A 20,913-nucleotide genomic window follows, 5' to 3' on the forward strand; every position below is an offset into this window, starting at 1 on the left:
TCACCGCGAGCGAGGCCGCAGGCCGAGCGAGCGGGCCGACGACTGATTCGGAGCGAACGAAGTGAGCGGAGAGGAAGGAGGAGTGCTTTTATACTGAACTTTGCCGAGGACCGCCTTCGGCGGTTCGTGGTTCGAAAGGCGCGAAGCGCCTTTCGTCATCACGAGAGAGCTCCGCTCTCTCGAACGACAGAGCAAAATTTAGTTCTTAGGAACGCCAGAATTCCGGCGTCAACAGGACGAGCACCGGGATTATCTCGATGCGGCCGATCCACATCATGACGATCATCACGGTCCGGGTGAACGGCGAGAACGCCAGGTAGTTGTCGAAGGGACCGGCGACGCCGAACGCGGGGCCGATGTTGAGGAAGATCGAGGCGGCCGCACCGAGGGCGTCGAACTCGTCGACCGGATTCCCGACGCGGGCGGCGTCGGCGACGATGACGACCGTCAGCAGGAAGAAGATCACGAGCGCGAGCGTGACGTAGGTGAAGACGTCCACGACCGTCTCTTCGTCGACCACCGAGTCGTCAAGTCGGACCGGTCGCACGGCGTTCGGATGGACGGCGATGAACAGGTTCCGGCGAAACACCTTGAGAATGACCAGCCAGCGGAGGGACTTGATCGAACACGTCGTCGACCCGGCCATCCCACCGGTGAACATACAGAGGAACAGCATGTGCTTCGCGCCGGGCGACCAGAGGTCGAAGTTCACCGAGGCGTAGCCCGTCGTCGTCACCATCGACACGACGTTGAACAGGCCGTGACGGATCGTCGGCTCGAGCCCCATCGCGAGGTCGGGATCGAGCGCGAGCATGACGACGACGATCGCCGTCACCGACGCGAGGAGGCCGACGTAGAACCGGAACTCGTCGGACTCGAGCGGCCGCCGGACGTCGCCCCGCGTCACGGCGTAGAGCAGGACGAAGTTGGTCGCGCCGACGATCATCACGGGAATCAGCGTCCACTGGACCGCCGGCGAGAACGCGCCGATGCTGTCGGGCCGCGGAGAGAAGCCGGCAGTGGAGACGCTGGTGAGCGCGTGTGCGAGGGCGTTGTAGAGGTCCATCTCGGGCGCGAGCCCGACGAGAGAGAGTGAAACGAGGACGAGCGTCGTGAGGACCGTCAGCCCGATGTAGATCCCCCAGATGAGGCGCGCGGTCTCGTCGAGATGTGGCCGGAGTTTGTGAACGTTTTGCGTCTGTGATTCGGTCTCCATCAACTGCGCACCGCCGACGAGCAAGTGGGAAAACAGGCCGATAGCGACGATCAGGATACCGAGACCGCCGAGCCACTGGAGGATCGCTCGCCAGAGCATGATCGCTCGAGAGTGGGCGCTGAAATCCGCGATCACGGTCGCGCCCGTCGTCGTCACGCCGCTCGTGCTCTCGAAGACGGCGTTGACCGGGTGTGCGAGCACGCCGTTGCCCGCGACGAGGAACGGAATCGCGCCGATCAGCGCCACACCGAGCCACGTCAGTGCCACCATCAGGAACGATTCCCGCTGTCCGATCTCGCGGTCGTCGGTCAGCGCCTCGAGACCGATCCCGAGGGCGACGGTGACGGCGATCGTGACGACGAACGGCAGCGGATCGTCGCCGTCGACGAGTGCGAGAGCGAGCGACCCACCGAGCGGGACGGCGAGCCACTTCAGGATCGTCCCGGTGAGGCTACAACTCGAGCGCCAGTCGACGCGAATCGCCATTGAACGTCTACGGCATGTACAGCGAGACGGAATAACAGTTCGGAAGGGAGACGGTGCGGAACCGACGACGACGGAGAGCGACTGCGACGATTCGGCGGTCGACGCGACGGAATTAGCTATCGTAGTCGTGACCGACGTAGAGAGCGAAGACGTTGGTCGCCAGCAGGAGGACGAACGTCAGCGTGACGGCCGGATCGCCGAGCCCCTGTGCGAGGAGGGGGAGATGCACGAAGGGCAGGGCGATGGCGATCCAGAACGACAGGAACTGGACGGGACCTTTGAGCGATCGGACGAACCGCTCGTAGTAGTCGTGGCTCGGCTCCGCGTCAGGGTTCGACGGGGCGATCGATTCGTTCGAAACGGGGGAGGGATTGGACATCGGAACGGGTCACCTCTTCTCAACTACGACATTCACCCACTGCATCATATAATCGACCGAAGATTGGCGTCGTTTCGGTCCGTTTCACCCCACTAATGAGAGATGGGGGACGTTTTGATACTCCCTCAGAACTATTTAGACTTTTTATAACTCATTTTCAAGCGATATTCCGAAATTCGGACTGGACGCGGGAGAGCGGATCGGACGACCCCCGTCGACGGGTCCCCGACGGCGACGAGCGGAATCCCCTTGTACCGGGGGCGGCATGACTCTCCCATGAGCGAGCGAACGGCGACTGTCACCCGGGAGACGGCCGAGACGACGATCGAGTGCACGCTCGAGATAGACGGGAGCGGAACGGCCGCGGTCGACACCGGCATCGGCTTCTTCGATCACATGCTGACGTCGTTCGCCAAACACGGCCTGTTCGACCTCGAGATCGACTGTGACGGCGATCTCGAGATCGACGACCACCACACGGTCGAGGACGTCGCGATCGTACTCGGCGAGGCCATCGACGAGGCGCTGGGCGACCGGTCGGGGATCGTCCGCTACGCCGACCGACGGGTCCCGCTGGACGAGGCCGTCGCGGGGACCGTCGTCGACGTGAGCGGGCGGCCGCGATTCTATTTCGACGGCAACTTCTCGCAGGCACAGATCGGCGAGTTCACCAGCGACATGGCCCGGCACTTCGGCGAGTCCCTGGCGATGAACGCCGGACTGACGCTCCACCTCGAGGTCGACGGCGAGAACGCCCACCACGAGGTCGAAGCGCTGTTCAAAGCGCTCGCCCGGAGTCTCGACGACGCGACGCGGCTCGACGAGCAACGAGAGGGAACGCCGAGCACGAAAGGCACGCTGTAGCCGCCGGCCGGCACAGCGCGGCGTCAGAGCGCGATCACGACGCGAGACCTGAGAACACGGACGAGGCCGTCTTCACGCGTTACGGACGGCGGAGTTCACCCCCTTTTTCGACGAACTCGCCGTCAGCGACCGCGTAGTCGACGATCGCCTCGACCTCGCGGCTCTCGAGGTCGTAGGCCCCCGCCGCCAGCTCCTCGACGGCGCTGCGTTGCATGGGAAACTCACGATTGCGGAGGAGTCGGACGACCTTGTTGTAGGCCGTCGGCGGGCGAGTCGACGACTCCGTCGCGGCGTCACCGTCGCCACTCGATGACTCGGCGTCCGATGTCTGCGTCGGCCGCTCGGTCGAGTCGTCCGACGTCTGCGTCGACCGATCGGTCGAGTCGTCCGCGGCCGCCGTCACGGGCTCGGTTCCCCCGTCTCCCGTCCCGGCCGCATCTCCTCCGTCGGTCTCCTCGCTGTCCGCTCGCTCGTTGCGCTCGAAGGTGATCCCCTCTTCCAGTAGCGAGTCGGACGTCGATTCCGACTGCGATCCGGAGTCGGAGCCGGGATCGGCCTCGGTCTCCTCGTCGTCTCGAGCGGTCGATCGCTCGTCAGGCTCCGCTGACGCATCTGAGACGGTCGCGTTCGGGCTGGTGGTCCGGCGTCGCTTCTCCGTCGATTCGTCGGCACTGGCGACGACCGCTCCCGATCCGTCGTGTTCGCCGTCGGTCGCGTCACGATCCCGATCTGCGGCGTCGGGTCCGCGCTCGGCACCGGCACGGGCGAGCAGCGGGTCGATCAGCGTCTCGAGTCGTTCCTTGCAGTCGCGACAGGGGACGACGCGGCGCTGTTCGCTCTCGGTCGGCTCGAGTTCGGGCGGGACGATCTCGAACGCGCCGATCGCCTCGGCACCACAGAAGTCACAGCTCCGGAGTTCGCGCATAGTATCAGCCTACACGGGGACGGTGAAAAATCATCCGCAGACGACGTTCCGGGCGACCGACCGGTTCCGACCGAGAGCGAATCGACTGCGACGCCGGGCGAGACCGATCACCGGACATTATACCCGAGCGGCCGTACACTCGTCAACGAATGTTCGACGAGATCATGGAGAAGTTCGAGGGGTCGCCGAGCCAGCAGGCGGTGATCCGCTTGCTGCTCGAGCGAGGGTTCTCCGTCAACGACGACGGCCGAGTCGTCTCCGGCGGGATCGAAATTCCGAACACGGGGATCGCCCGCGAGATCGGCGTCGACCGACGCGTCGTCGACTCGACGACCGACGTCATCCTCGAGGATCCCGAACTGCGACGGATCTTCCAGAACATCTCGCAGGTGCCGAGCCTGATGGACCTGGCACCGGTTCTGGATCTGACGGTGCTCTCCGTCGAGGTGACCGACGCCGAACAGGAGGGGATCGTCTCCGAAGTCACCGGCACGCTGGCCGAACACGGCATCTCGATCCGCCAGACGATCAGCGAGGACCCCGAGTTCACCGACGAGCCCCGGCTCTACCTGATCACCGACGAGGAGCTCTCGGGGGAGGTAATCACCGCGATCCGCGACCTCTCGTTCGTCCGGAAGATCGAGATCCAGTGACCGCCGGTCAGTCGCCGCTCTCGCTCTCGACGTCGACGGTGTCCGCGAAGTCGTCGAGCACCGACTCGAGCGCGCTGGTGAGTTCCTCGAAGCGCTCCATCGACATGTCGTCGGTCGTCACCCAGACGCCGTGGGGGCCGCGAATGACCCGCGAGAGGTAGCCGTTCTCGAACATGCGGATGGTCGCCTGGTACTCGCCGAGTTGCGTGTTCCGGTAGGCCGACTGCGAGCGAAAGCCCAGTCGCTCGTGTTCGGCGAAGCCGATCAGGTCGGCGGTCTGCTCCAGGTCCGACCGGAGGTAGAGTTGCTCGACGTCGTCTTCAGTGAAGTAGGTGATACTGCGTAGTTCGTCTCCGACCGTCGTCCGACAGACGCTGTGAATCTCGCTCTCGAGTTCGGAATCGATAGTCTCGCCGTCCATGTGTCCACACAGCGCACGGAGGACCAATAGCGTACGGGTCCCAGCGAAACGCACCCGCGAATCGAGCCCGCGTCATCGACTCGAAACGGGCGGGACCGACGGTCTCTTTTCGCGGCCCGACGTATCTCCGCTATGACCCGCGTCGAGACGTCGCATCCGGGGCGACACGTCCAGCGGCGATACGTCCGTCGGCGACACGAGGGAGGGGGGCGGCCGTGAGCCGGGCGTATCGCACCGTCGCGGAGCCGGCCACCGCCGAGTTCGTCGTCCAGGGCTCTGAGTTCATCGGACACGTCCGACCGGTCGAATCCGTCGACGCGGCCGAGGCGTTCGTCGACGCGGTCCGCGAGGAGTACGCCGACGCGACCCACAACGTTCCCGCCTATCGGGTCCGAACCGGCGACGAGGAGACGGACGGCCACTTCCTCCGAGAGTACTCGAGCGACGACGGCGAGCCCTCCGGTTCGGCCGGAAAGCCGGCGCTGAACGTCCTCACGCAGCAGGACCTCGAGAACTGTGCGGTCGTCGTGACGCGCTACTACGGCGGAACGAACCTCGGCGTCGGCGGCCTCGTCCGAGCCTACTCCCGCGCGGTGAAAGAGGGCGTCGAGGCGGCCGGAATCGTCGAAGAGCGACCGCACGAACGGGTCGGGATCACCGTCGAGTACGACGACTCCGGAACTGTGCGGTCGATTCTGGAGAGCGAAGGCTACGAGTTCGAGGCCGACTACGAGGCCGCTGTCAGCTTCGACGTTCGCGTCCCGGTCGCGGAGGGCGACGCGTTGCGGGATCGGGTCCGGAGCGCGACGAGCGGGCGAGCCGACCTCGAGTAAAACGGACGACGGGTTCGAACGTCTCAGGAACTGACTGCAACGGTCGATAGGCGTCGTTCGATTTCCGTCCGGGCCGCCTCGAGGTTCGGAAGTTCGTCGCGATCGAAACGAACGTCGAACAGCCTCCGATCGAGCACGAGTTCGTCTTCGCGCAACCGAACGTGAGAGATGTCGTCCCATGGAACGAACGATCGGGTATACGGCCGCTGTTTGAGGAGACCGCTCTCGTAAACGCGGATTTCGGGCATCCTGCCGATCGATCCGACCTGCCATCTCCCCTCAGCGAGACCGCTGCACGCCCAGAGGATCGCCAGTCCGGTCCAGACGACCGCTCCCGTCCACTCACCGGCGACGGCGCGACCGGCTCCGAAGAAGAGCCAGAGGGAGAGCACGACGGCGTCCAGTTTTGGGTTGCCCGGCGGGTCCCACTGCCACGTAGCGACGGGATCGTCGGCCGTGATCGTATCCGCGTAGCGGGTCCCTGCCGTCCACCCCAAGACCGAACCCGAGATGGCGATGGCGATTGCCGACACGAGCGCGACCAGCACGAACGGCGACTCGAGAGAGACCACTAGCGACGCGCCGGCCGCCGCTCCGAACGGGGCAGCCGGAAGGACGAGCGCCGCTCGGCGACCGCTGGTTCGGCCGATCCGCACTGCCAGTTCGCGGATCCGTCTCGCGAGGACGCCGCCGGCGAGACCGCCCCCCAGAAATCCGGCGACGGCCGTCCCGAGAACCGTTATCGGGGGCGCGGTCGTGAGCGAAACCGCGGTCGTCACGAGGCCCGCGACGAGAACACCGACGTAGTCGCCGACCGCGACCTGCACGGTCGTCTCCGATCCATCGACGAGAGGGGTATCAGTCACGAGTCGATATAGCCCGAGTCGTGTTAAAATAGTAATGGGTGGGCGGAGCCCGGTCTCGGCTATCGAACGGGTGGAACGGGATACCGCGCTCCCAGTAGATGATCGGTTCGTCTGGACCGAACGACGGAAAATACGGGGGACGGGAGCCGGGTTCGACTGGAAACGAGGGGGTTGCAGGGACCACCTATACGGGCCGCTCGCTCGTCGACTCCCGTATGGACAGAAACGTCGGCGGCATGGACCGTATCGCCCGGTTCCTCCTCGCGGCGACCCTACTCCTGGTCGGCTACCGAAACCGGAATCGAACGCTTGGTACGCTGCTGTTCATCGCCGGGAGCGACGTCCTTGCGACCGCAGCCATCCAGCGGTGCCCGGCGAACGCGTTGCTCGGGATCGATACCTGCGAACCGACGCAGTAGCCGCCCCGCGAGGGGAGGGAAGCAGTGGCATCGGCCGCTCGAGAATGTGAACCTACTCCTCGGGTTCGTACGGCGCGACGTCGTCGACCGACGGCGCACCGATCGCGACGACCGAGACCGATTCGTCGGCGTCGTCCGGGTTGTACGCTCGGTGCGGAGAGTTCGGTTGTGCCGCGAACATCGACCCCTCCGGGACCTCGAGTTCGCCCTCAGGCGTCTCCACGTGGAGGGTGCCCGAGAGGACGAGGAACGCCTCCTCCTGAGTATCGTGGACGTGATAGGCCAACGGCAACTGCTCGCCCGGCTCGGCGTCGAACCGATTGATCGCGACGTTGTCCATCCCGGCGGCCTCGCTCAGTCGGCGGAGATCGCAGGGTCGTTCATCGACTCGCTCGAGGTCGTTCGGATCGACGACGCTGTACTCCATAGACGTTCGACTCGCGGCGATCCGCAAAAGTCCGTCGGCACCGGTTCACATCGTGACAGCCGGCGTGGGTGAGCGTCTACGTCGTCCGGAACGCGCGGTCGCCGGCGTCGCCGAGGCCGGGCACGATAAAGCCGTCCTCGTCGAGGCGGTCGTCGATCGAGACCGTCAGCAGGTCGGCCTCGTCGAACTCCTCGTTGACGCGGAGCAGTCCCTCCGGCGCTGAAACCGCCGAGAGCACGATCAGGTTCTCCGGTTGGACCGCGTTGTCGACGATGTGCTCGAGGACGGTACACATCGTACTCCCCGTCGCGAGCATCGGATCGGCGATGATGACCGTGTCCTCCTCGTGGATCTCGGGCAGTTTCACGTAGTCGACCGAGATGGGGAACGAGCCGTCCTCGGCGCGGCCGGCCTCCTCGTCGCGGCTCGCGCTGATGACACCCTGTCGCGCCCGTGGGAAAGCCTTCAGCAGTCCCTCGACGAACGGCGTCGCCGCGCGCAAGACGTTGATGATGACCACGTCGTCGAGCCCGCGAACGCGCTCGCCCATCGTGGACTCGAGGGGCGTCTCGATTTCGACGTACTCGGTCTCCATGCGGCCGTCGATGATTTCGTAGCCACAGATCCGGCCGAGTTTGACCAGCCCCTTCCGAAAGCTGACCTGTTCGGTCTCGACGTCGCGCAGGCGCGAGAGCGTGTCCTTCGCCAGTGCATGCGTAATGAGATAGGCGTTGTCCCGGTCTTCGATCGGCATATCCCTACAGCCGCTCGCCGGGTAGTTCACAGTGTCGATCAGCGACGGCCCCCGCGTCGGCTCGCGATTCGAACCAGCGGGGAGCTCGCGAAATACAGTCTTGAGATCGCTAACTCGATGTTACCGACACGTGAGATGGAGAGACGGATCGAATTCGACCGTCGTCGCGGCGAGGTGAAAACACCGCTTGGCTGTCGGAAACGGTCGTAACAGTGGACCCGGTTTAATCGATCGATCGGCGTAGCCCTCGACGCCCCACCACGGGCGTGAATTCCAATGAGTCACCAGTACAACCAACAGCCGCGGCAGGGACAGAGCGGACAGCAGCCGACACGGATGTCGGGCGAGCAGTCGATGAGCGGCGGCCAGCCGATGGGTGGACAACAATCGATGGGCGGTGGCCAGCAGCCGATGAGCGGCCAGCGGATGGGGGGCCACGGGACGAGCGGGAGTCGACAGCCGATGGGTGGTGGACAGCAACAGATGAGCGGCGGTCAACAGCCGATGGGCGGCGGCCAACAGGGCGGCTCCCAGCAGATGAGCGGTCAACAGCCGTCCGGCCAGGGGATGGCCGGACAGGGAACCCAGGGCCGGCAGTCGTTCGAGAACCACCTCACCAACGAACTGCGGATCGCGCTCGAGGACTTCACCGAACTGTCTCACATCGCCGACTGGTGTGCGAAGATGTGCGCGTCGGAAGGCCCACAGCTCGCGACGTGTGCGGCGATCTGTCGCGACATCGCAGAGTTGGCCGAGTTCAACGAGAAGCTGATCGCGCGCGACTCGATGTTCGGCCCGGAGATGGCGGACACGTTCGTCCGGATCGCCGAGGAGAGCCTGCCCGAACTCCAGCAGTTCCAGCAACACCCCCACGTCGCCGAGACGATTTCGGCGATCGACCGCACGATCGACTCCTGTACGACGCTGCTCGAGATGGTCGGCGGCCAGGGAGCGGGCGACCAACAGATGGGCGGCCAGCAGATGGGAACACAGCAGCCCGGCGGCCGAATGGGACAGGGGATGACCGGCGGACAACAAATGAGCGGGCAGCAGATGGGCGGCCAGAGAACGAGCGGGCAGCGGTAGTCCGCGCCGACCACCCCCGTCCACGCGGCTGACGGCAGAGAAGTTTATACCTATCCGCACGCTATCACTCGCCCAGCCGAATGGAAGAGAGCATCTCGGGGTTCAAAGTTCGCGGTGACTGGGGCGACATCGTCGAACACGGCGAGCGCATCACGCGCGCGCTTCGAGACGTCGACGTTCACGATCCTGACCAGGAGTACGGCGCGCGCTTCGCGAGCGCCTTCGAGGAGTGGGACGAGTGGCGCCCCAAGGCCCACGAAACCCTCGATTCCGACGTCAGTGAAAAGACCGCAGACCAGGCCAGCGTCGAAGAAGGCAAGGGCGAGAAAGCGGGCAAAGAGCCCGACGAGGACATCAAGACCGCCGGCGAGAAACTCTCGGAGTCCTACGAGCAACTCGAGGACGACGACGCCGGAGCGGCGGTCGACAACTGGAAGGAGTCGATCGATTACGTCGCGCGCGCGGCCGACTCCGCGAGTCGCAAGGCACTGCGCCGCGTCGAAGACACGGTCTACCAGAACGTGATGACCCAGCTCGCGCCCTACTACTTCGACAACGAACTCATCAGCGCCAACATCCAGCAGGCCGCGCGCAACGGCGGGAACGGCGAGCAGTTCGTCTTCGAGGTCAACGTCAACGACGACGACCTCAAGGAGAGCGTCTCCGACCGACTCGCCGATTACGAGGACGAGGTCGACCGCTGGCACGTCGAAGTCGAGAAAGACACCGACGCGGCCGAGGCCATCGAGGGCGCGGAGCCGCCGCCGGAGCCCGACGACAACTCCAGGTCGACGACGAACTGAGACGACCCGTCGGGTCGCCGTCTCACTCGGTTCCGTAGCGATTCGCTCGAGAATAGCTGAAATTATGTGCTGAAATGACAGAGATATCGTATGGAACGCGACGGACGCGCGACCGCGAAATGGCTTCTCGAGCCGGCCGCTAATGGGGCACCGCTCAGCGTCGGAATACTGGGATGGATCGTCCTCATCAACGGGATCCGAATCGGTATTCGAGGCAGCAGCGGGGAGACCGCGTTCGGGATCTGGCCATCAATCGTCTTAGGTGGGGGAACAGTCGCTCTCGGCTGGACGATCATCACCGGCCGACCGATCGGCCTCGCCGGCGGATTCCTCGCCTGGAGTGTCCACATCACCTCGGGATTTTTCGGAGTTCTCAACGCAGGTACCGTCGAAGGTGATGTCGACCTACTACTGGGTATCGTGGCCGCCGCAACGCTCTGGCTGACCGGACTCTGGATCCTGTACAGAAACAGGGATTTCTTTCTCGAGCACGTCGCGACCGATTCCGAGCCAATCGAGTAATGCGCGCGGGGTTCCGACGCGACGGAAAACGGACACGGTGATCGGGCAGGTGCTCGCGGATCATCCCATCGTATTGACTCGAGCGGAACCCGTGCTACTGCCCTCTCCGCTCGTCCCCGCTGGCAGCCGTAGGTCGGCACACACTTGTAGGGGCCGCTAATATGAGGCGAGTAGATGGTCGACGTCGCCACGATCGGCACCTTCGCTGTGGCCGCAGTTGCGAGTCTCTTCATGGCCTGGGCGATCGGGGCCGGCTCGAGCGGCTCCACCCCGTTCGCCCCGGCCGTCGGTGCGAACGCGATTTCGGTGATGCGAGCGGGCTTTCTCGTCGGGCTGCTCGGCTTCGCCGGCGCGGTCCTCCAGGGTGCGAACGTCTCCGAAGCGGTCGGCACTGGACTGATCGGTGGGGTAACGCTGTCATCGCTCGCCGCCACGATTGCTCTGCTAATCGCGGCCGGACTGGTGGCGATCGGCATCTTCACAGGATATCCGATAGCGACGGCGTTTACGGTCACCGGGGCGGTCATCGGCGTCGGACTCGCCATGGGCGGCGATCCCGCGTGGGCGAAGTACACCGAGATCGCCACGCTGTGGGTTCTCACACCGTTCGTCGGGGGCGGGATCGCCTACGCGGTCGCTCGCGCGCTCCGCGCCGAGGCGATCCCCGAAGAGCAACTCGTCGTCGTCCTCGCCGCTCTCGTCGGTGCGATCGTCGCCAACATCGAGTTCGCGATCCTCGGATCGCCGGGCGCCGGCGGAAAGTCGATCGCCCAGGCCTCGAGCGGTTGGATCCCCGGCCCGGCGATCGCCGGCACCGCCGCTGCGACGCTCGCGATCGCGGTGGCCTGGGCCGGCGCGATCGCGCTCGATCTCAATAACGGGACGGAACGCGGCGAGCGCCACTTCCTGCTCGTCCTCGGGGGGCTCGTCGCCTTCTCCGCCGGCGGCAGTCAGGTCGGACTCGCGGTCGGGCCGCTGATCCCGCTGTCGGGCGAACTCGATCTGCCGCTGATCGCGATGCTCGTCGGCGGCGGGTTCGGTCTCCTAATCGGGTCGTGGACCGGCGCACCGCGGATGATCAAGGCCATTTCGCAGGACTACTCCTCGCTGGGGCCGCGCCGGTCGATCGCCGCGCTCATCCCCTCCTTCATCATCGCGCAGGCCGCCGTCTTCTACGGCATCCCGGTCTCGTTCAACGAGATCATCGTCAGCGCGATCATCGGGAGCGGCTACGCCGCGGCCGGTGCCGGCGGCGGCGTCAGCGCGCGGAAAATGGGCTTTACCGTGCTCGCGTGGATCGGCTCGCTGGCCGGCGCGATCATCGTCTCCTTTATTGGCTACACTGCAGTCGCCGCGATTCTCCTCTGAGCCGGACGACATCGAACGGTCTTTACCCGAGAGGTCGTGAGTTCGACGCATGGACGAGGACGCCGTCGACGTCACCCACACCTCCGACGAGACGATCCAGTGGCGGCGAGACGCCAGTACCTCACGCACCGTGCGGCTCCTGTGGGCGTTCGGCGTCGGTACCTTCTTCGCCGCGATCGGGACCGTCGTCTGCTGGCGCCTGTACAGGATCGCCGGCGAGGCCGCGGGCGGCCCCGGCCGGACCGTCGTTCTCGCACTCATCGCGGCGTTCGCCGCGACCGTCCTCGCGCTCGCCGCCTCGAGCAACACCGAGGCGCACCTCGCGCGAGTTGCGAGTGCGCTCCCCATCGACGCGCCGACGGGAGCGAGCGTAGACCGAGCGATGGACGTCGCTGTCGGCTCGATCGTCGTCGGAATCGTCATCGGCGCGCTGATGGGGATCGGTCGGTACGTCTCGCACAACGAACTGCTGGCCGTCGGTGCCGGTCCGTTCACCGGACTGGCCGCCCTGTTGATTCCGATCGGGTTCGTCGCACTCGTCCTCGCCTCGTTCCTGCAGTCGGTCGGCGCGTTCGACCGCGACGACGGGACGATCTACCTCTACGAGCCCGAGCACGCGATCGATCTCGCGGTGATCGACGCCGTCTCGGTCCGCCAGATTGGAGACGCCGCTATCTTAAAACTCAGATACGCCCAACCGGACGGCCAGTACGTTCAGGGCCCGCGACGGATCGTCGTTCCGCCGGCGGTGGCACGCGACATCGCAACGCTCGTCAGTTCGCAGAACTGAGACTGCGTCTCACTCGTCGTTTTCGTCGATCTCGAGGGGTTCGGCCTCGGGTTTCGTCTCCGTCTCGCTCTCCTCGTCAGCTACCTCGAGTTTCTTGAGACGGGCCATCATGATCCGGGTGTTCTCGACGTCTTCGACGGTGATGCGGACGCCGTCGTAGGTGATCTCTTCGCCCTCCTCGACGAGTCGGCCGGCACGGTTAAAGATGAAGCCGGCGATGGTCTCGAACTCCTGGCCCTCGGGAAGGTCGATGTCGAGGGCCTCGTTGACGTCCTCGATGTTGACCTCGCCGCGGACGAGGACGGTTTCGTCGTCGATGGTCTCGATCGGCTGTTCCTCGCCCCCCTCTAAGATCTCGCCGATGATCTCCTCGATCATGTCCTCCATCGTCACCAGCCCCTCGGTGGTGCCGAACTCGTCGATGACGATCGCCATGTGCATCCGGTTTTCCCGCATCTCGGACAGCAGTTCGTCGACGTTCTTGGACTCGGGGACGTGCAGCGTCGGCTGGATGAGATCCGCGAGCTCGAGTTCGTCGTCGCCGGTCTCGCCGTAGTTCAGGTCCCGGACGAGGTCGCGGATGTGAACGACGCCCTGGACGTTGTCGAGGCTCCCCTCGTAGACCGGGATCCGGGCGTGACCGCTCTGGATACAGGTCTCGATCGCTTCGTCGATACTGGCGTCTTTCGGTACCGCCGTCATGTCGAGTCGCGGCGTCATCACCTCCTTGACGATGGTGTTGTTAAAGCGGAAGATCCGCGTGAGCATCTCGTGTTCCTCTTCCTCCAAGACGCCCTCGCGCTCGCCGGACTCGATCATCTCCTGAATCTCGTCGCGGGTGACGTACGGCGACTCGATCGCCCCCGTCGACCCGATGAGCCTGTTGATCTGGCGCGTGAGGTAATCGAAGAGGACGATCAGCGGAAAGAGGAGATACTCCGTGGCCTTCAGCGGCCTCGCGATGCGAATCGACCACGTGTCCGCGTTCTCGACGGCGTATGACTTGGGGACGCTCTCGCCGAACAGGAGGACGAGCGCGGTGATCCCGAACGTCGCCAGCAAGACGCCGACCAGCCCCCCGAAGTGGATCGACAGGATCGCCGTCGCGATCGAGGACATCGCGATGTTGACGATGTTGTTGCCGACCAGAATCGTCACGAGCAGCCGGTGGGGGTCGTCCTTGAGCCCTTTGACCAGGTCCGCGCCCGGGACATCGTTCTCGATCATCCCCTCGAGGCGGTGTTTCGGCAGGTTGAACATCGCGATCTCGGACGAGGAGAAAAACGCCGAGAGCCCGATGAGGACGACGATTGCGAACACACCGAGGGTCGTCACCGTGGACTGGTCGAACCCGATACCCACGACTGGAACCTCATAGGCGGCCAACGGAACGGCGAACAGCGGAGACAACGCCATTGATGTGCAGCATTATAGCTGGATCGGTTAACCGTTTCCCATTTTACACCGGATCACGGTCATCGCCGCCGGCGACGACACGTTTACCCGATCGTTTCCCGTACGTCCATCCATGAGTGAGACCGCCGAGCCACCGATCACGTTCTACCGGCTCCAGGGCTGTCCGTACTGCGAGCGGGTCACCCGACTGCTAAATCAGTACGACCTGGATTACCGGTCTCGGTTCGTCGAACCGATGCACTCCGAACGCAATGTCGTCAAACGCGTCGCCGGCGTCCGAACCGTTCCCGTCGTCGTCGACGAGAACACGGGCGTTACGATGGCCGAGAGCGCCAACATCGTCGACTATCTCGAGTCGACCTACGGCGAGGGCGACCGCCCCGACGCGGCCGCGGCGGGCGCGGGAGGTGACGACTGATGCCGGAGTTCGACGTCGTCGAGTTGGGACCGACGGACCACCCCGAACCCGGCGAGGAGGCCCCCGACTTCACCCGACCGCTCGTCACCGACGAGTTCTGGGAGGACCGGACCCTCTCGGAACTCGTCGGCGAGGCCGACGGCCGAACGATCCTCGTCTTCACGCCGATGACCGGCTCGTTTGTCGCCAAGTACGTCTGGGACGAGTTGACGGACCGAAACTGGGACGATCGCGCGGGACGGGTCGTCGGCGTCACGGCATCGACCCCCTACGGCGTCAAGCGGTTCCTCGGGGACAACGACTACCCCTTCACGTTCTTTACCGATCCGAACAACGAGGTCGCCGACTCGTACGGCATCGCCCACGACCTCGACGGGATGACCGGCCTCAGTGAACCCCGCGTCGCCTTCTTCGCGCTCGACGGCGATCGCACGGTCGAGGGCGCGTGGGTCGCCACCGACTGGCCCGACTTCCCCGACTACGACGCCCTCGAGTCCGAACTCGGGCTCGAGTGACCGGCGCTGAGCGACAGTTTTTTCCTCGGCATCCGCCGAGTTCGAACCGAATGAGCGAGTTCGACCGCGCGGCCGAGGCGATCGCGGACGGGAACCTCGTCGTCTACCCGACCGAGACGGTCTACGGCCTCGCCGCGGACGCCCTTGACCCCGCCGCCGTCGAGCGGGTCTTCGAAGTGAAAGGCCGGGACCGCTCGAAGCCGATCTCCTTCGCGGTGCCCTCGGTCCCGTCTGCGCTGCAACACGTCCACGCGACCGAGCGGGAACGGCAGTTCATGGGAACGTTTCTCCCCGGCCCCGTGACGGTCCTCTGTCGGCGACGCGAGGCCGTCCCGGACGAACTCACGGAAGGGCGAGACCGCGTCGGGGTCCGGGTACCGGACCACGCGGTCGCGCTGCGGCTCTGTGAGCGGGCCGGAACGCCGATCACGTCGACCAGCGCGAACGTCAGCGGCCGTGAGAGCGCCCGACGGCCCGCAGACCTCGATCCCGAGATTCGGGAGGCGGCCGCGGTCGTCCTCGACGGGGGCGAGACCGACGGCGGGACCGAGAGCACCGTCGTCGACGTCTCGAGCGAAACGATCCACCGACGGGGCGCGATGGCCGACGAGATCGAGGCCTGGCTCGAGGACTCGTAACAGAGGGGAATGTGGACAGTAGCGGGGACCACTGTCTCACTTCGGACCGGTCAACCGGTGTGTGGTGGCGCGCGCTGTGCTGCGGTGAGTTACTGACGAACCGCAGCCTGAAGCCGTGCGAGGTCTTCGTGAACGGAGTGAACGAAGGCGTGGAAGACGCGAAGCGTCTTCCAGTGGATGAGCGAACGAACAGAGTGAGTGAGCGTTAGCGCGGAACCGACGGTTCCGCGAACCATACGAACGGGCACGAAGTGCCCGTGAGTAGAAATCGGCTGGGGAGGACGTGGCGATTCCCTGTTGCCACGGTAGCAGGATACTTCATCTCACACGTTCCCAGTCGACTCCACTGCTCCGTTCACACCTCATCGAAGGCTCCAACTCGAGGCGAGGAGCAGAACTGCGGGCAATCACTATTCGAACCCCAGCAACGACCGCAGGGTCCGCGTCTTGACCCCACATTCGGCCGCGAACTCGCAGGACTCGCACTTCGAGCGGTTGGTCGTCCGCGCCGGCGGACCGTCTAACTCGCGGACCGCCCGGAGCGCGCTCCGATACTGCGCCTTCCGTCGCGTCGTCAACTCGAGCGACCGAATCACACCGTAGGCCGGATACTCGAGCCAGGCCCGATCGACCGACTGCTGGTGCTCCCAGGCCAGCGCCTTCGCGGCCGCGACCGCGTGAACGGACTGGGACTCCCAGACGCCGTTTTCGGGCGGCTCCCCGGACGAAATCAGCGCCGGCTCGAGCGGATCGGCGAGCACCTTGTGAACGACGCCGCGACAGTCGCGGCCGGTCGCGAACACCTCTCGGTCGGCGGGTTCGCAGAGGCGGTCCCACTGGCCCGCGTCCGCGAGTCGGTCGCGGGTCGCGCCCAGTCGATCGCGGTAGCGAACGGCCGGGACGGCGATCGGCTCCGACTCGAGGGTTCCCGACGGGGCCTCGAGCAGTTCGTCGTAGCGGGTCGCGAGCACTCGGATCGAGTCGACCTCGGGCGGCGGCTCGCGGTCCTCGTCGGCCTGCCTCCGCTGATAGTAACACTTCCGCGGGCAGTAGGCGGCGGTCCGCAGATCGCTGAACGAGACGAGCGCGCGGGTCACGAACCGTCTGGCCGCGCCCTCGTATAAGAAGTCTCGGTCGCATCTGGATAGCGATTCGCCTACGGAGCAGCGGAATCGACTGCAGTGCAATCCGTCACACCGAACGCGAGCGCGGCGAGCGAGGACCCCGTGAAAACGTTCGGTACTTAGAAGTCGACCTCGGTCTCCATCCCCTCTGTCGCGTCCTCGAGGCCGTCCTCGCGGAGATCGGACGTCATGCGTTCGGAGAGGTCGGCGTCGGCGAGGATACTGTCGAACTCGTCGCGGTAGCGGTCGTTCGCCGCTCGAGACTGGTCCTCTGCCGCCGCGACCCGGCGGTAGCGGCGGATCCGAGCCTCGCTGACGTCGTACTCCTCGGCCAGCGTCGCGTCGTCTTCCTCGCGGTCGCGGATTGCCACGAGGTCGACCTCGTCGGCGTCGTCCTCGGCCACGAGGTGGAGCGACAGTCGGGCCTCGAAGACCTCGTCGGCGTCGACGCCCAGTTCGTCGGCGATCTCCTCGTCGCTTCGGTCGTCGTAGAAGCCCCTGGCGACCGTGAGCAAATCATCGTTCGAGAGGGGCGTCTCGAACTCGTAGCGCTCGCGCATCTGCTGGACGACGCTCTCGAGGCGTTCCTCGTCCGATCGCTCGTCTCGCTCGATCGAGCCGCGGGTGTTCTCCTGCGATTCGGTGACGGTCTCCTCGCCGTCGGTGACGTTGGTGAAGATATCCCGGAGTTCTTCGGTTTTATCGTTCATGGGTGGACACTCCAGACGGGAGTCTATTTAAGCCTGTTGCCAGATCACGTTGGATCGCTAAGTCAAACATGGATGATAATTATAAACTCAGAATAGTAGGAAAATTTTCGCAAGACGGCGACGGGGTTGTCTTCCAGGTGGTGTGGCAAGAATTAAGTTACAGCCATCCGCCTCATTGGATATGAACGCCTTCGCACAGTCAGACGTAGCCAGGGAGACGTACTGGGGGATCACCAGCGTCGAGTACGCGGTGTTTTACCTCCTCGCGTTTACCGCTATCGCCGTCTTCACGTACGGCGTCTATCAGCGGTTCTCCCGCTACGCTGCGGGTGACGACGATTCGTTCCCGCGGCTCGACGATCTGCAGAACCGCATCGCGAGCGCGACCAAGATCGCGTTCTCGAACGAGAAACAGTTCAACAGGGACCTCTACGGCGGACTGATGCACTCGTTTATTCTGTGGGGATTCCTGACGCTGTTCGTCGCGACGCTCATCCTGATGGCCGAGGAGTACGCCGCACAGAAGCTCCTCCACATGTCGTTCTGGAACGGTGACTTCTATCTCGCCTACCAGTTCATGGTCGACGCACTGGGGCTCCTGTTCGTCGTCGGCATCGGGATGGCGATGTACCGACGCTACTGGGTTCGCAACCACCGTCTCTGGGACCGACACACCTCCACCGAGGACGATGCCTTCATCTGGACCCTGTTCGCGCTCGGCGTCGGTGGCTTCCTCCTCGAGGGGCTACGCGTCTACAGCGCCGGCATTCCGGACCACGAGATCGTCAGCTTCGTCTCCTACGGCATGGCACTCGGCTTCGACGCGATCGGACTCCCGACGCTGGGGGCCCAAGAGGCCGGGCTCAACGGTGGCGGCCTGAACGTCGAGAACCTCCACTGGCTCGCGTGGTGGTCCCACTCGCTGCTCGCGTTCTTCTTCATCGCGTGGATCCCCTACGCCAAGCCGTTCCACATGATCTCCTCGTTCGCGAACGTCGTCACGCGCGACGAGAAAGCGGGACAGCGCCTGCCCAACGTCCCCTCGGATCTGGACGCGACCAACGCCGAGTCCATCGACGACTTCACCTGGAAGGAAATTCTGGATCAGGACGCCTGTACCAAGTGCGGCCGCTGTTCTTCGGTCTGTCCCGCCAAGGCCTCCGACCGGCCGCTGGATCCGCGAAACGTGATCCTCGACCTGAAGTCCTACCGCGAGGATCTCGACGCCGGCGGCGAGGAGCAACCTATCATCGCCGACGGCGGCACGAGCGTCATCAACTCGGAGACCATGGAGTCCTGTATGGCCTGTATGGCCTGTATGGACGCTTGTCCCGTCGAAATCGAACACCTCAAGAGCTTCACCCGACTCAACCGCCAGATGACCGACCAGGGCGACGTCGCTCCCAGCATGCAGGACGTCTTCCAGAACGTCATGCAGAACGGCAATACGTTCGGCGACTCGCCGCGCAACCGGGGCGACTGGGCCGACGAACTCGAGTTCGACGTCACGGACGCCCGCGAGGAGGAGGTCGACTACCTCTGGTACGTCGGGGACTTCCCGAGTTACGACGAGCGCAACAAGCAGGTCGCCCGCTCGCTGGCGACCATCCTCAAGGAAGCCGACGTCAGCTTCGGCATCCTCTTCGACGACGAGAAGTTCGATGGTAACGACATCCGCCGCGTCGGCGAGGAACTGCTCTACGTCGAACTGGCCGGCCACCACGTCGAGACGTGGGAAGACTGCGAGTTCGACAAGATCGTCTGTACGGACCCCCACTCCTACAACACGTTCAAGAACGAGTATCCGGAGGTCAACTTCGACGAGTTCGCCGACGACCCCATGATGCCCTTCGAGTACGAAGAGCAGTGGAACGAAGACGGCGAGATCGACGTGCTCCACTGGACCCAGGCCGTCGAGGAGCTCGTCGCCGACGGGAAGCTCGATCTGTCGGGCACCGAACTCGACTACACGGTCACCTACCACGACCCGTGTCATCTGGGCCGGTACAACGACGAGTACGAGGCTCCGCGCGAACTCATCAAAGCGACGGGCTGTACGTTAGACGAGATGCCCCGCAACCGCAGCAACTCCTTCTGCTGTGGCGGCGGCGGTGGCGGCCTCTGGATGGACTTCGAAGAAGAGCCCAAACCCAGCGAGGAGCGGATTCGAGAAGCGCTCGAGGACACCGACGCCGGCAGCGGTATCGAGAAGTTCGTCGTCGCCTGTCCGATGTGCATGACGATGTACGAGGACGGTCGCAAGACCGGCGACTACGAGGACGAGATCGAGATCGTCGACGTCGCCGAACTCATCGTCGAGGCCATCGGCAAGGAAGACGAAGCGCAGGTCGAAGTCGCTGCCGACTGACGGCTCCGTCTCCGTTCGAACCGCTGTTTTCGCTGCTCGTATCGACGACTCGGAGAGTGAGGGGATCGAATACCGATTCTACCCTCGCCTAAATCGCCAGTGAGAAATCGAGCGGCCGCTCCGTTCAGTCGGATCGGCCGACGCCGGCCGATGGCTCCTGCTTTGTCGCGTCGGCGGCGAGATCGCCGGCCCTCACCTCGCGGACGAACTCGAGGAAGTTGTCGAAGACGAGTTTCGCCTCGCAGGCCTCGCGGTAGTTCGCCTCGGTGATCTGGCCGAGGATCGACTCGAGGCGTTCGTCGGAGAGTTCCTTGCGGTGGACGAGTTCCCGGGCGGTTCGCATGTCGTACTCGGGGTGGAACTGGACGCCGAAGACCCGGTCCTTACGGAAGCCGTGGTTGGAGTAGTCGTTCTCGGCGAGAGGCTCGGCACCGGGCGGGAGCTCGGTGACCGCGTCGGAGTGGCTGGTGAAGGCGGTGAAGGTCTCGTCGATCCCGTCGAACAGCCGCGACTCTGCGGTCTGCTCGATCTCGCTGTAGCCGACCTCGTAGACGCCCATGTCCGCGACGGTGCCGCCGAGGACGTCGGCGAGCAGCTGGTGGCCCCAACAGACGCCGAGGAAGGGGATCCCGCGATCGATCGCGTCGCCGACCCACTCCTTGACCGGTGCCATCCACTCGTCGTCCCAGTAGACCGACGACCGGGAGCCGGTGACGACGGCGCCGTCGTAGTCGAAGCCGTCCGGGACCGTCCCGTCGGTGGCGTCGAACTCCGCCAGCGAGGCGTCGAGTTCGCGCCGGAAGTTCCGCGTCGTGTTCTCGTCCCGATGAGCCGCGTTCAGGACGGCGATTCGCAGTTGACTCATTACGCTGTAGTGGCGACTCGATAAAAATAGTCTTTCCGCCCGGTGCC

Annotated in this window: 24 protein-coding genes; 13 read left to right on the forward strand and 11 right to left on the reverse strand. The window is 64.8% G+C overall.

Annotated features, from left to right (window positions below; translation table 11 throughout):
- Positions 1–205 precede the first annotated feature (205 nt).
- Together LDH66_RS16290 and LDH66_RS16295 are read right to left on the reverse strand one after the other, a co-directional pair.
- On the reverse strand, positions 206–1,702 hold the full coding sequence (locus LDH66_RS16290) for a TrkH family potassium uptake protein (protein WP_226482146.1): 1,497 nt from the start codon (positions 1,700–1,702) through the stop codon (positions 206–208).
- 112 nt (positions 1,703–1,814) lie between these two features.
- On the reverse strand, positions 1,815–2,081 hold the full coding sequence (locus tag LDH66_RS16295; RefSeq protein ID WP_226482147.1) for a DUF8028 family protein: 267 nt from the start codon (positions 2,079–2,081) through the stop codon (positions 1,815–1,817).
- A gap of 276 nt (positions 2,082–2,357) precedes the next feature.
- Between LDH66_RS16295 and hisB the strand changes: the two genes are divergently transcribed.
- Entirely contained in the window at positions 2,358–2,945 is a 588-nt protein-coding gene (hisB, locus tag LDH66_RS16300; RefSeq protein WP_226482148.1) for an imidazoleglycerol-phosphate dehydratase HisB, read from the forward strand.
- Positions 2,946–3,024: 79 nt separating this feature from the next.
- Here hisB and LDH66_RS16305 read toward each other — a convergent pair whose 3' ends face one another.
- Positions 3,025–3,870 (reverse strand): MSCRAMM family adhesin SdrC, encoded by an 846-nt coding sequence (locus tag LDH66_RS16305; RefSeq protein ID WP_226482149.1) that lies wholly within the window; start codon positions 3,868–3,870, stop codon positions 3,025–3,027.
- A gap of 149 nt (positions 3,871–4,019) precedes the next feature.
- On the opposite strand from LDH66_RS16305, the gene trpY reads away from it, so the two are divergent.
- Positions 4,020–4,523, forward strand: coding sequence for a TrpY family transcription regulator (gene trpY / locus LDH66_RS16310; RefSeq protein WP_226482150.1), 504 nt, complete (start codon positions 4,020–4,022; stop codon positions 4,521–4,523).
- Between the two features lie 7 nt (positions 4,524–4,530).
- Here trpY and LDH66_RS16315 read toward each other — a convergent pair whose 3' ends face one another.
- Positions 4,531–4,944, reverse strand: coding sequence for a DUF7522 family protein (locus LDH66_RS16315; RefSeq protein WP_226482151.1), 414 nt, complete (start codon positions 4,942–4,944; stop codon positions 4,531–4,533).
- A gap of 215 nt (positions 4,945–5,159) precedes the next feature.
- On the opposite strand from LDH66_RS16315, the gene LDH66_RS16320 reads away from it, so the two are divergent.
- The gene (locus LDH66_RS16320; protein WP_226482152.1) at positions 5,160–5,777 is read left to right on the forward strand and encodes an IMPACT family protein; all 618 of its coding nucleotides are present in this window, start codon (positions 5,160–5,162) and stop codon (positions 5,775–5,777) included.
- A gap of 23 nt (positions 5,778–5,800) precedes the next feature.
- Here the strand turns inward: LDH66_RS16320 and LDH66_RS16325 are convergent, their stop codons facing one another.
- Positions 5,801–6,643, reverse strand: a complete 843-nt coding sequence (locus tag LDH66_RS16325) for a hypothetical protein (protein WP_226482153.1) — start codon at positions 6,641–6,643, stop codon at positions 5,801–5,803.
- A 215-nt stretch (positions 6,644–6,858) separates the two neighbouring features.
- Here LDH66_RS16325 and LDH66_RS16330 point away from each other — a divergent pair, with 215 nt between their 5' ends.
- A complete protein-coding gene (locus LDH66_RS16330) occupies positions 6,859–7,062 on the forward strand; it encodes a YgaP family membrane protein (protein WP_226482154.1) in 204 nt (67 codons plus the stop codon).
- Positions 7,063–7,114: 52 nt separating this feature from the next.
- Here LDH66_RS16330 and LDH66_RS16335 read toward each other — a convergent pair whose 3' ends face one another.
- Both LDH66_RS16335 and upp read right to left on the reverse strand, forming a co-directional pair.
- Positions 7,115–7,489 carry a cupin domain-containing protein gene (locus LDH66_RS16335; protein ID WP_226482155.1) on the reverse strand — a complete coding sequence of 125 codons (375 nt, stop codon included), beginning with the start codon at positions 7,487–7,489 and terminating at the stop codon, positions 7,115–7,117.
- 76 nt (positions 7,490–7,565) lie between these two features.
- Complete coding sequence (gene upp / locus LDH66_RS16340) at positions 7,566–8,243, reverse strand: uracil phosphoribosyltransferase (RefSeq protein WP_226482156.1); 678 nt, start codon at positions 8,241–8,243, stop codon at positions 7,566–7,568.
- A 276-nt stretch (positions 8,244–8,519) separates the two neighbouring features.
- Between upp and LDH66_RS16345 the strand changes: the two genes are divergently transcribed.
- From LDH66_RS16345 to LDH66_RS16365, 5 genes are all read left to right on the forward strand, one after another.
- Positions 8,520–9,329 carry a four-helix bundle copper-binding protein gene (locus LDH66_RS16345; RefSeq protein ID WP_226482157.1) on the forward strand — a complete coding sequence of 270 codons (810 nt, stop codon included), beginning with the start codon at positions 8,520–8,522 and terminating at the stop codon, positions 9,327–9,329.
- Between the two features lie 80 nt (positions 9,330–9,409).
- Positions 9,410–10,132 (forward strand): DUF5828 family protein, encoded by a 723-nt coding sequence (locus LDH66_RS16350; RefSeq protein WP_226482158.1) that lies wholly within the window; start codon positions 9,410–9,412, stop codon positions 10,130–10,132.
- A 90-nt stretch (positions 10,133–10,222) separates the two neighbouring features.
- Positions 10,223–10,654, forward strand: a complete 432-nt coding sequence (locus tag LDH66_RS16355) for a hypothetical protein (protein WP_226482159.1) — start codon at positions 10,223–10,225, stop codon at positions 10,652–10,654.
- Positions 10,655–10,828: 174 nt separating this feature from the next.
- Positions 10,829–12,022, forward strand: coding sequence for an inorganic phosphate transporter (locus tag LDH66_RS16360; protein ID WP_226482160.1), 1,194 nt, complete (start codon positions 10,829–10,831; stop codon positions 12,020–12,022).
- A 49-nt stretch (positions 12,023–12,071) separates the two neighbouring features.
- Entirely contained in the window at positions 12,072–12,812 is a 741-nt protein-coding gene (locus LDH66_RS16365; RefSeq protein WP_226482161.1) for a hypothetical protein, read from the forward strand.
- Positions 12,813–12,821: 9 nt separating this feature from the next.
- Here LDH66_RS16365 and LDH66_RS16370 read toward each other — a convergent pair whose 3' ends face one another.
- Positions 12,822–14,228 carry a hemolysin family protein gene (locus tag LDH66_RS16370; RefSeq protein WP_226482162.1) on the reverse strand — a complete coding sequence of 469 codons (1,407 nt, stop codon included), beginning with the start codon at positions 14,226–14,228 and terminating at the stop codon, positions 12,822–12,824.
- Positions 14,229–14,340: 112 nt separating this feature from the next.
- Between LDH66_RS16370 and LDH66_RS16375 the strand changes: the two genes are divergently transcribed.
- The 3 genes from LDH66_RS16375 to LDH66_RS16385 are packed head-to-tail and all read left to right on the forward strand — an operon-like array spanning position 14,341 to position 15,799.
- A complete protein-coding gene (locus tag LDH66_RS16375) occupies positions 14,341–14,646 on the forward strand; it encodes a glutaredoxin family protein (protein ID WP_226482163.1) in 306 nt (101 codons plus the stop codon).
- Positions 14,646–15,161 carry a redoxin domain-containing protein gene (locus LDH66_RS16380; RefSeq protein ID WP_226482164.1) on the forward strand — a complete coding sequence of 172 codons (516 nt, stop codon included), beginning with the start codon at positions 14,646–14,648 and terminating at the stop codon, positions 15,159–15,161. Before LDH66_RS16375 ends, LDH66_RS16380 begins: the two co-directional genes overlap by 1 nt.
- Before the next feature lie 50 nt (positions 15,162–15,211).
- Complete coding sequence (locus LDH66_RS16385) at positions 15,212–15,799, forward strand: L-threonylcarbamoyladenylate synthase (protein WP_226482165.1); 588 nt, start codon at positions 15,212–15,214, stop codon at positions 15,797–15,799.
- A 410-nt stretch (positions 15,800–16,209) separates the two neighbouring features.
- Here LDH66_RS16385 and LDH66_RS16390 read toward each other — a convergent pair whose 3' ends face one another.
- A complete protein-coding gene (locus LDH66_RS16390; RefSeq protein ID WP_226482166.1) occupies positions 16,210–16,896 on the reverse strand; it encodes a CRISPR-associated protein Cas4 in 687 nt (228 codons plus the stop codon).
- A 146-nt stretch (positions 16,897–17,042) separates the two neighbouring features.
- Positions 17,043–17,633, reverse strand: a complete 591-nt coding sequence (locus LDH66_RS16395; RefSeq protein WP_226482167.1) for a conditioned medium-induced protein 4 — start codon at positions 17,631–17,633, stop codon at positions 17,043–17,045.
- 181 nt (positions 17,634–17,814) lie between these two features.
- Here LDH66_RS16395 and LDH66_RS16400 point away from each other — a divergent pair, with 181 nt between their 5' ends.
- Positions 17,815–20,001, forward strand: a complete 2,187-nt coding sequence (locus LDH66_RS16400; RefSeq protein WP_226482168.1) for a (Fe-S)-binding protein — start codon at positions 17,815–17,817, stop codon at positions 19,999–20,001.
- A gap of 124 nt (positions 20,002–20,125) precedes the next feature.
- Here LDH66_RS16400 and LDH66_RS16405 read toward each other — a convergent pair whose 3' ends face one another.
- Positions 20,126–20,866, reverse strand: a complete 741-nt coding sequence (locus LDH66_RS16405; RefSeq protein ID WP_226482169.1) for a type 1 glutamine amidotransferase — start codon at positions 20,864–20,866, stop codon at positions 20,126–20,128.
- Between the last annotated feature and the right edge of the window lie 47 nt (positions 20,867–20,913).

Source organism: Natrinema amylolyticum, assembly GCF_020515625.1.
GTDB classification, from domain to species: Archaea; Halobacteriota; Halobacteria; order Halobacteriales; family Natrialbaceae; genus Natrinema; species Natrinema amylolyticum.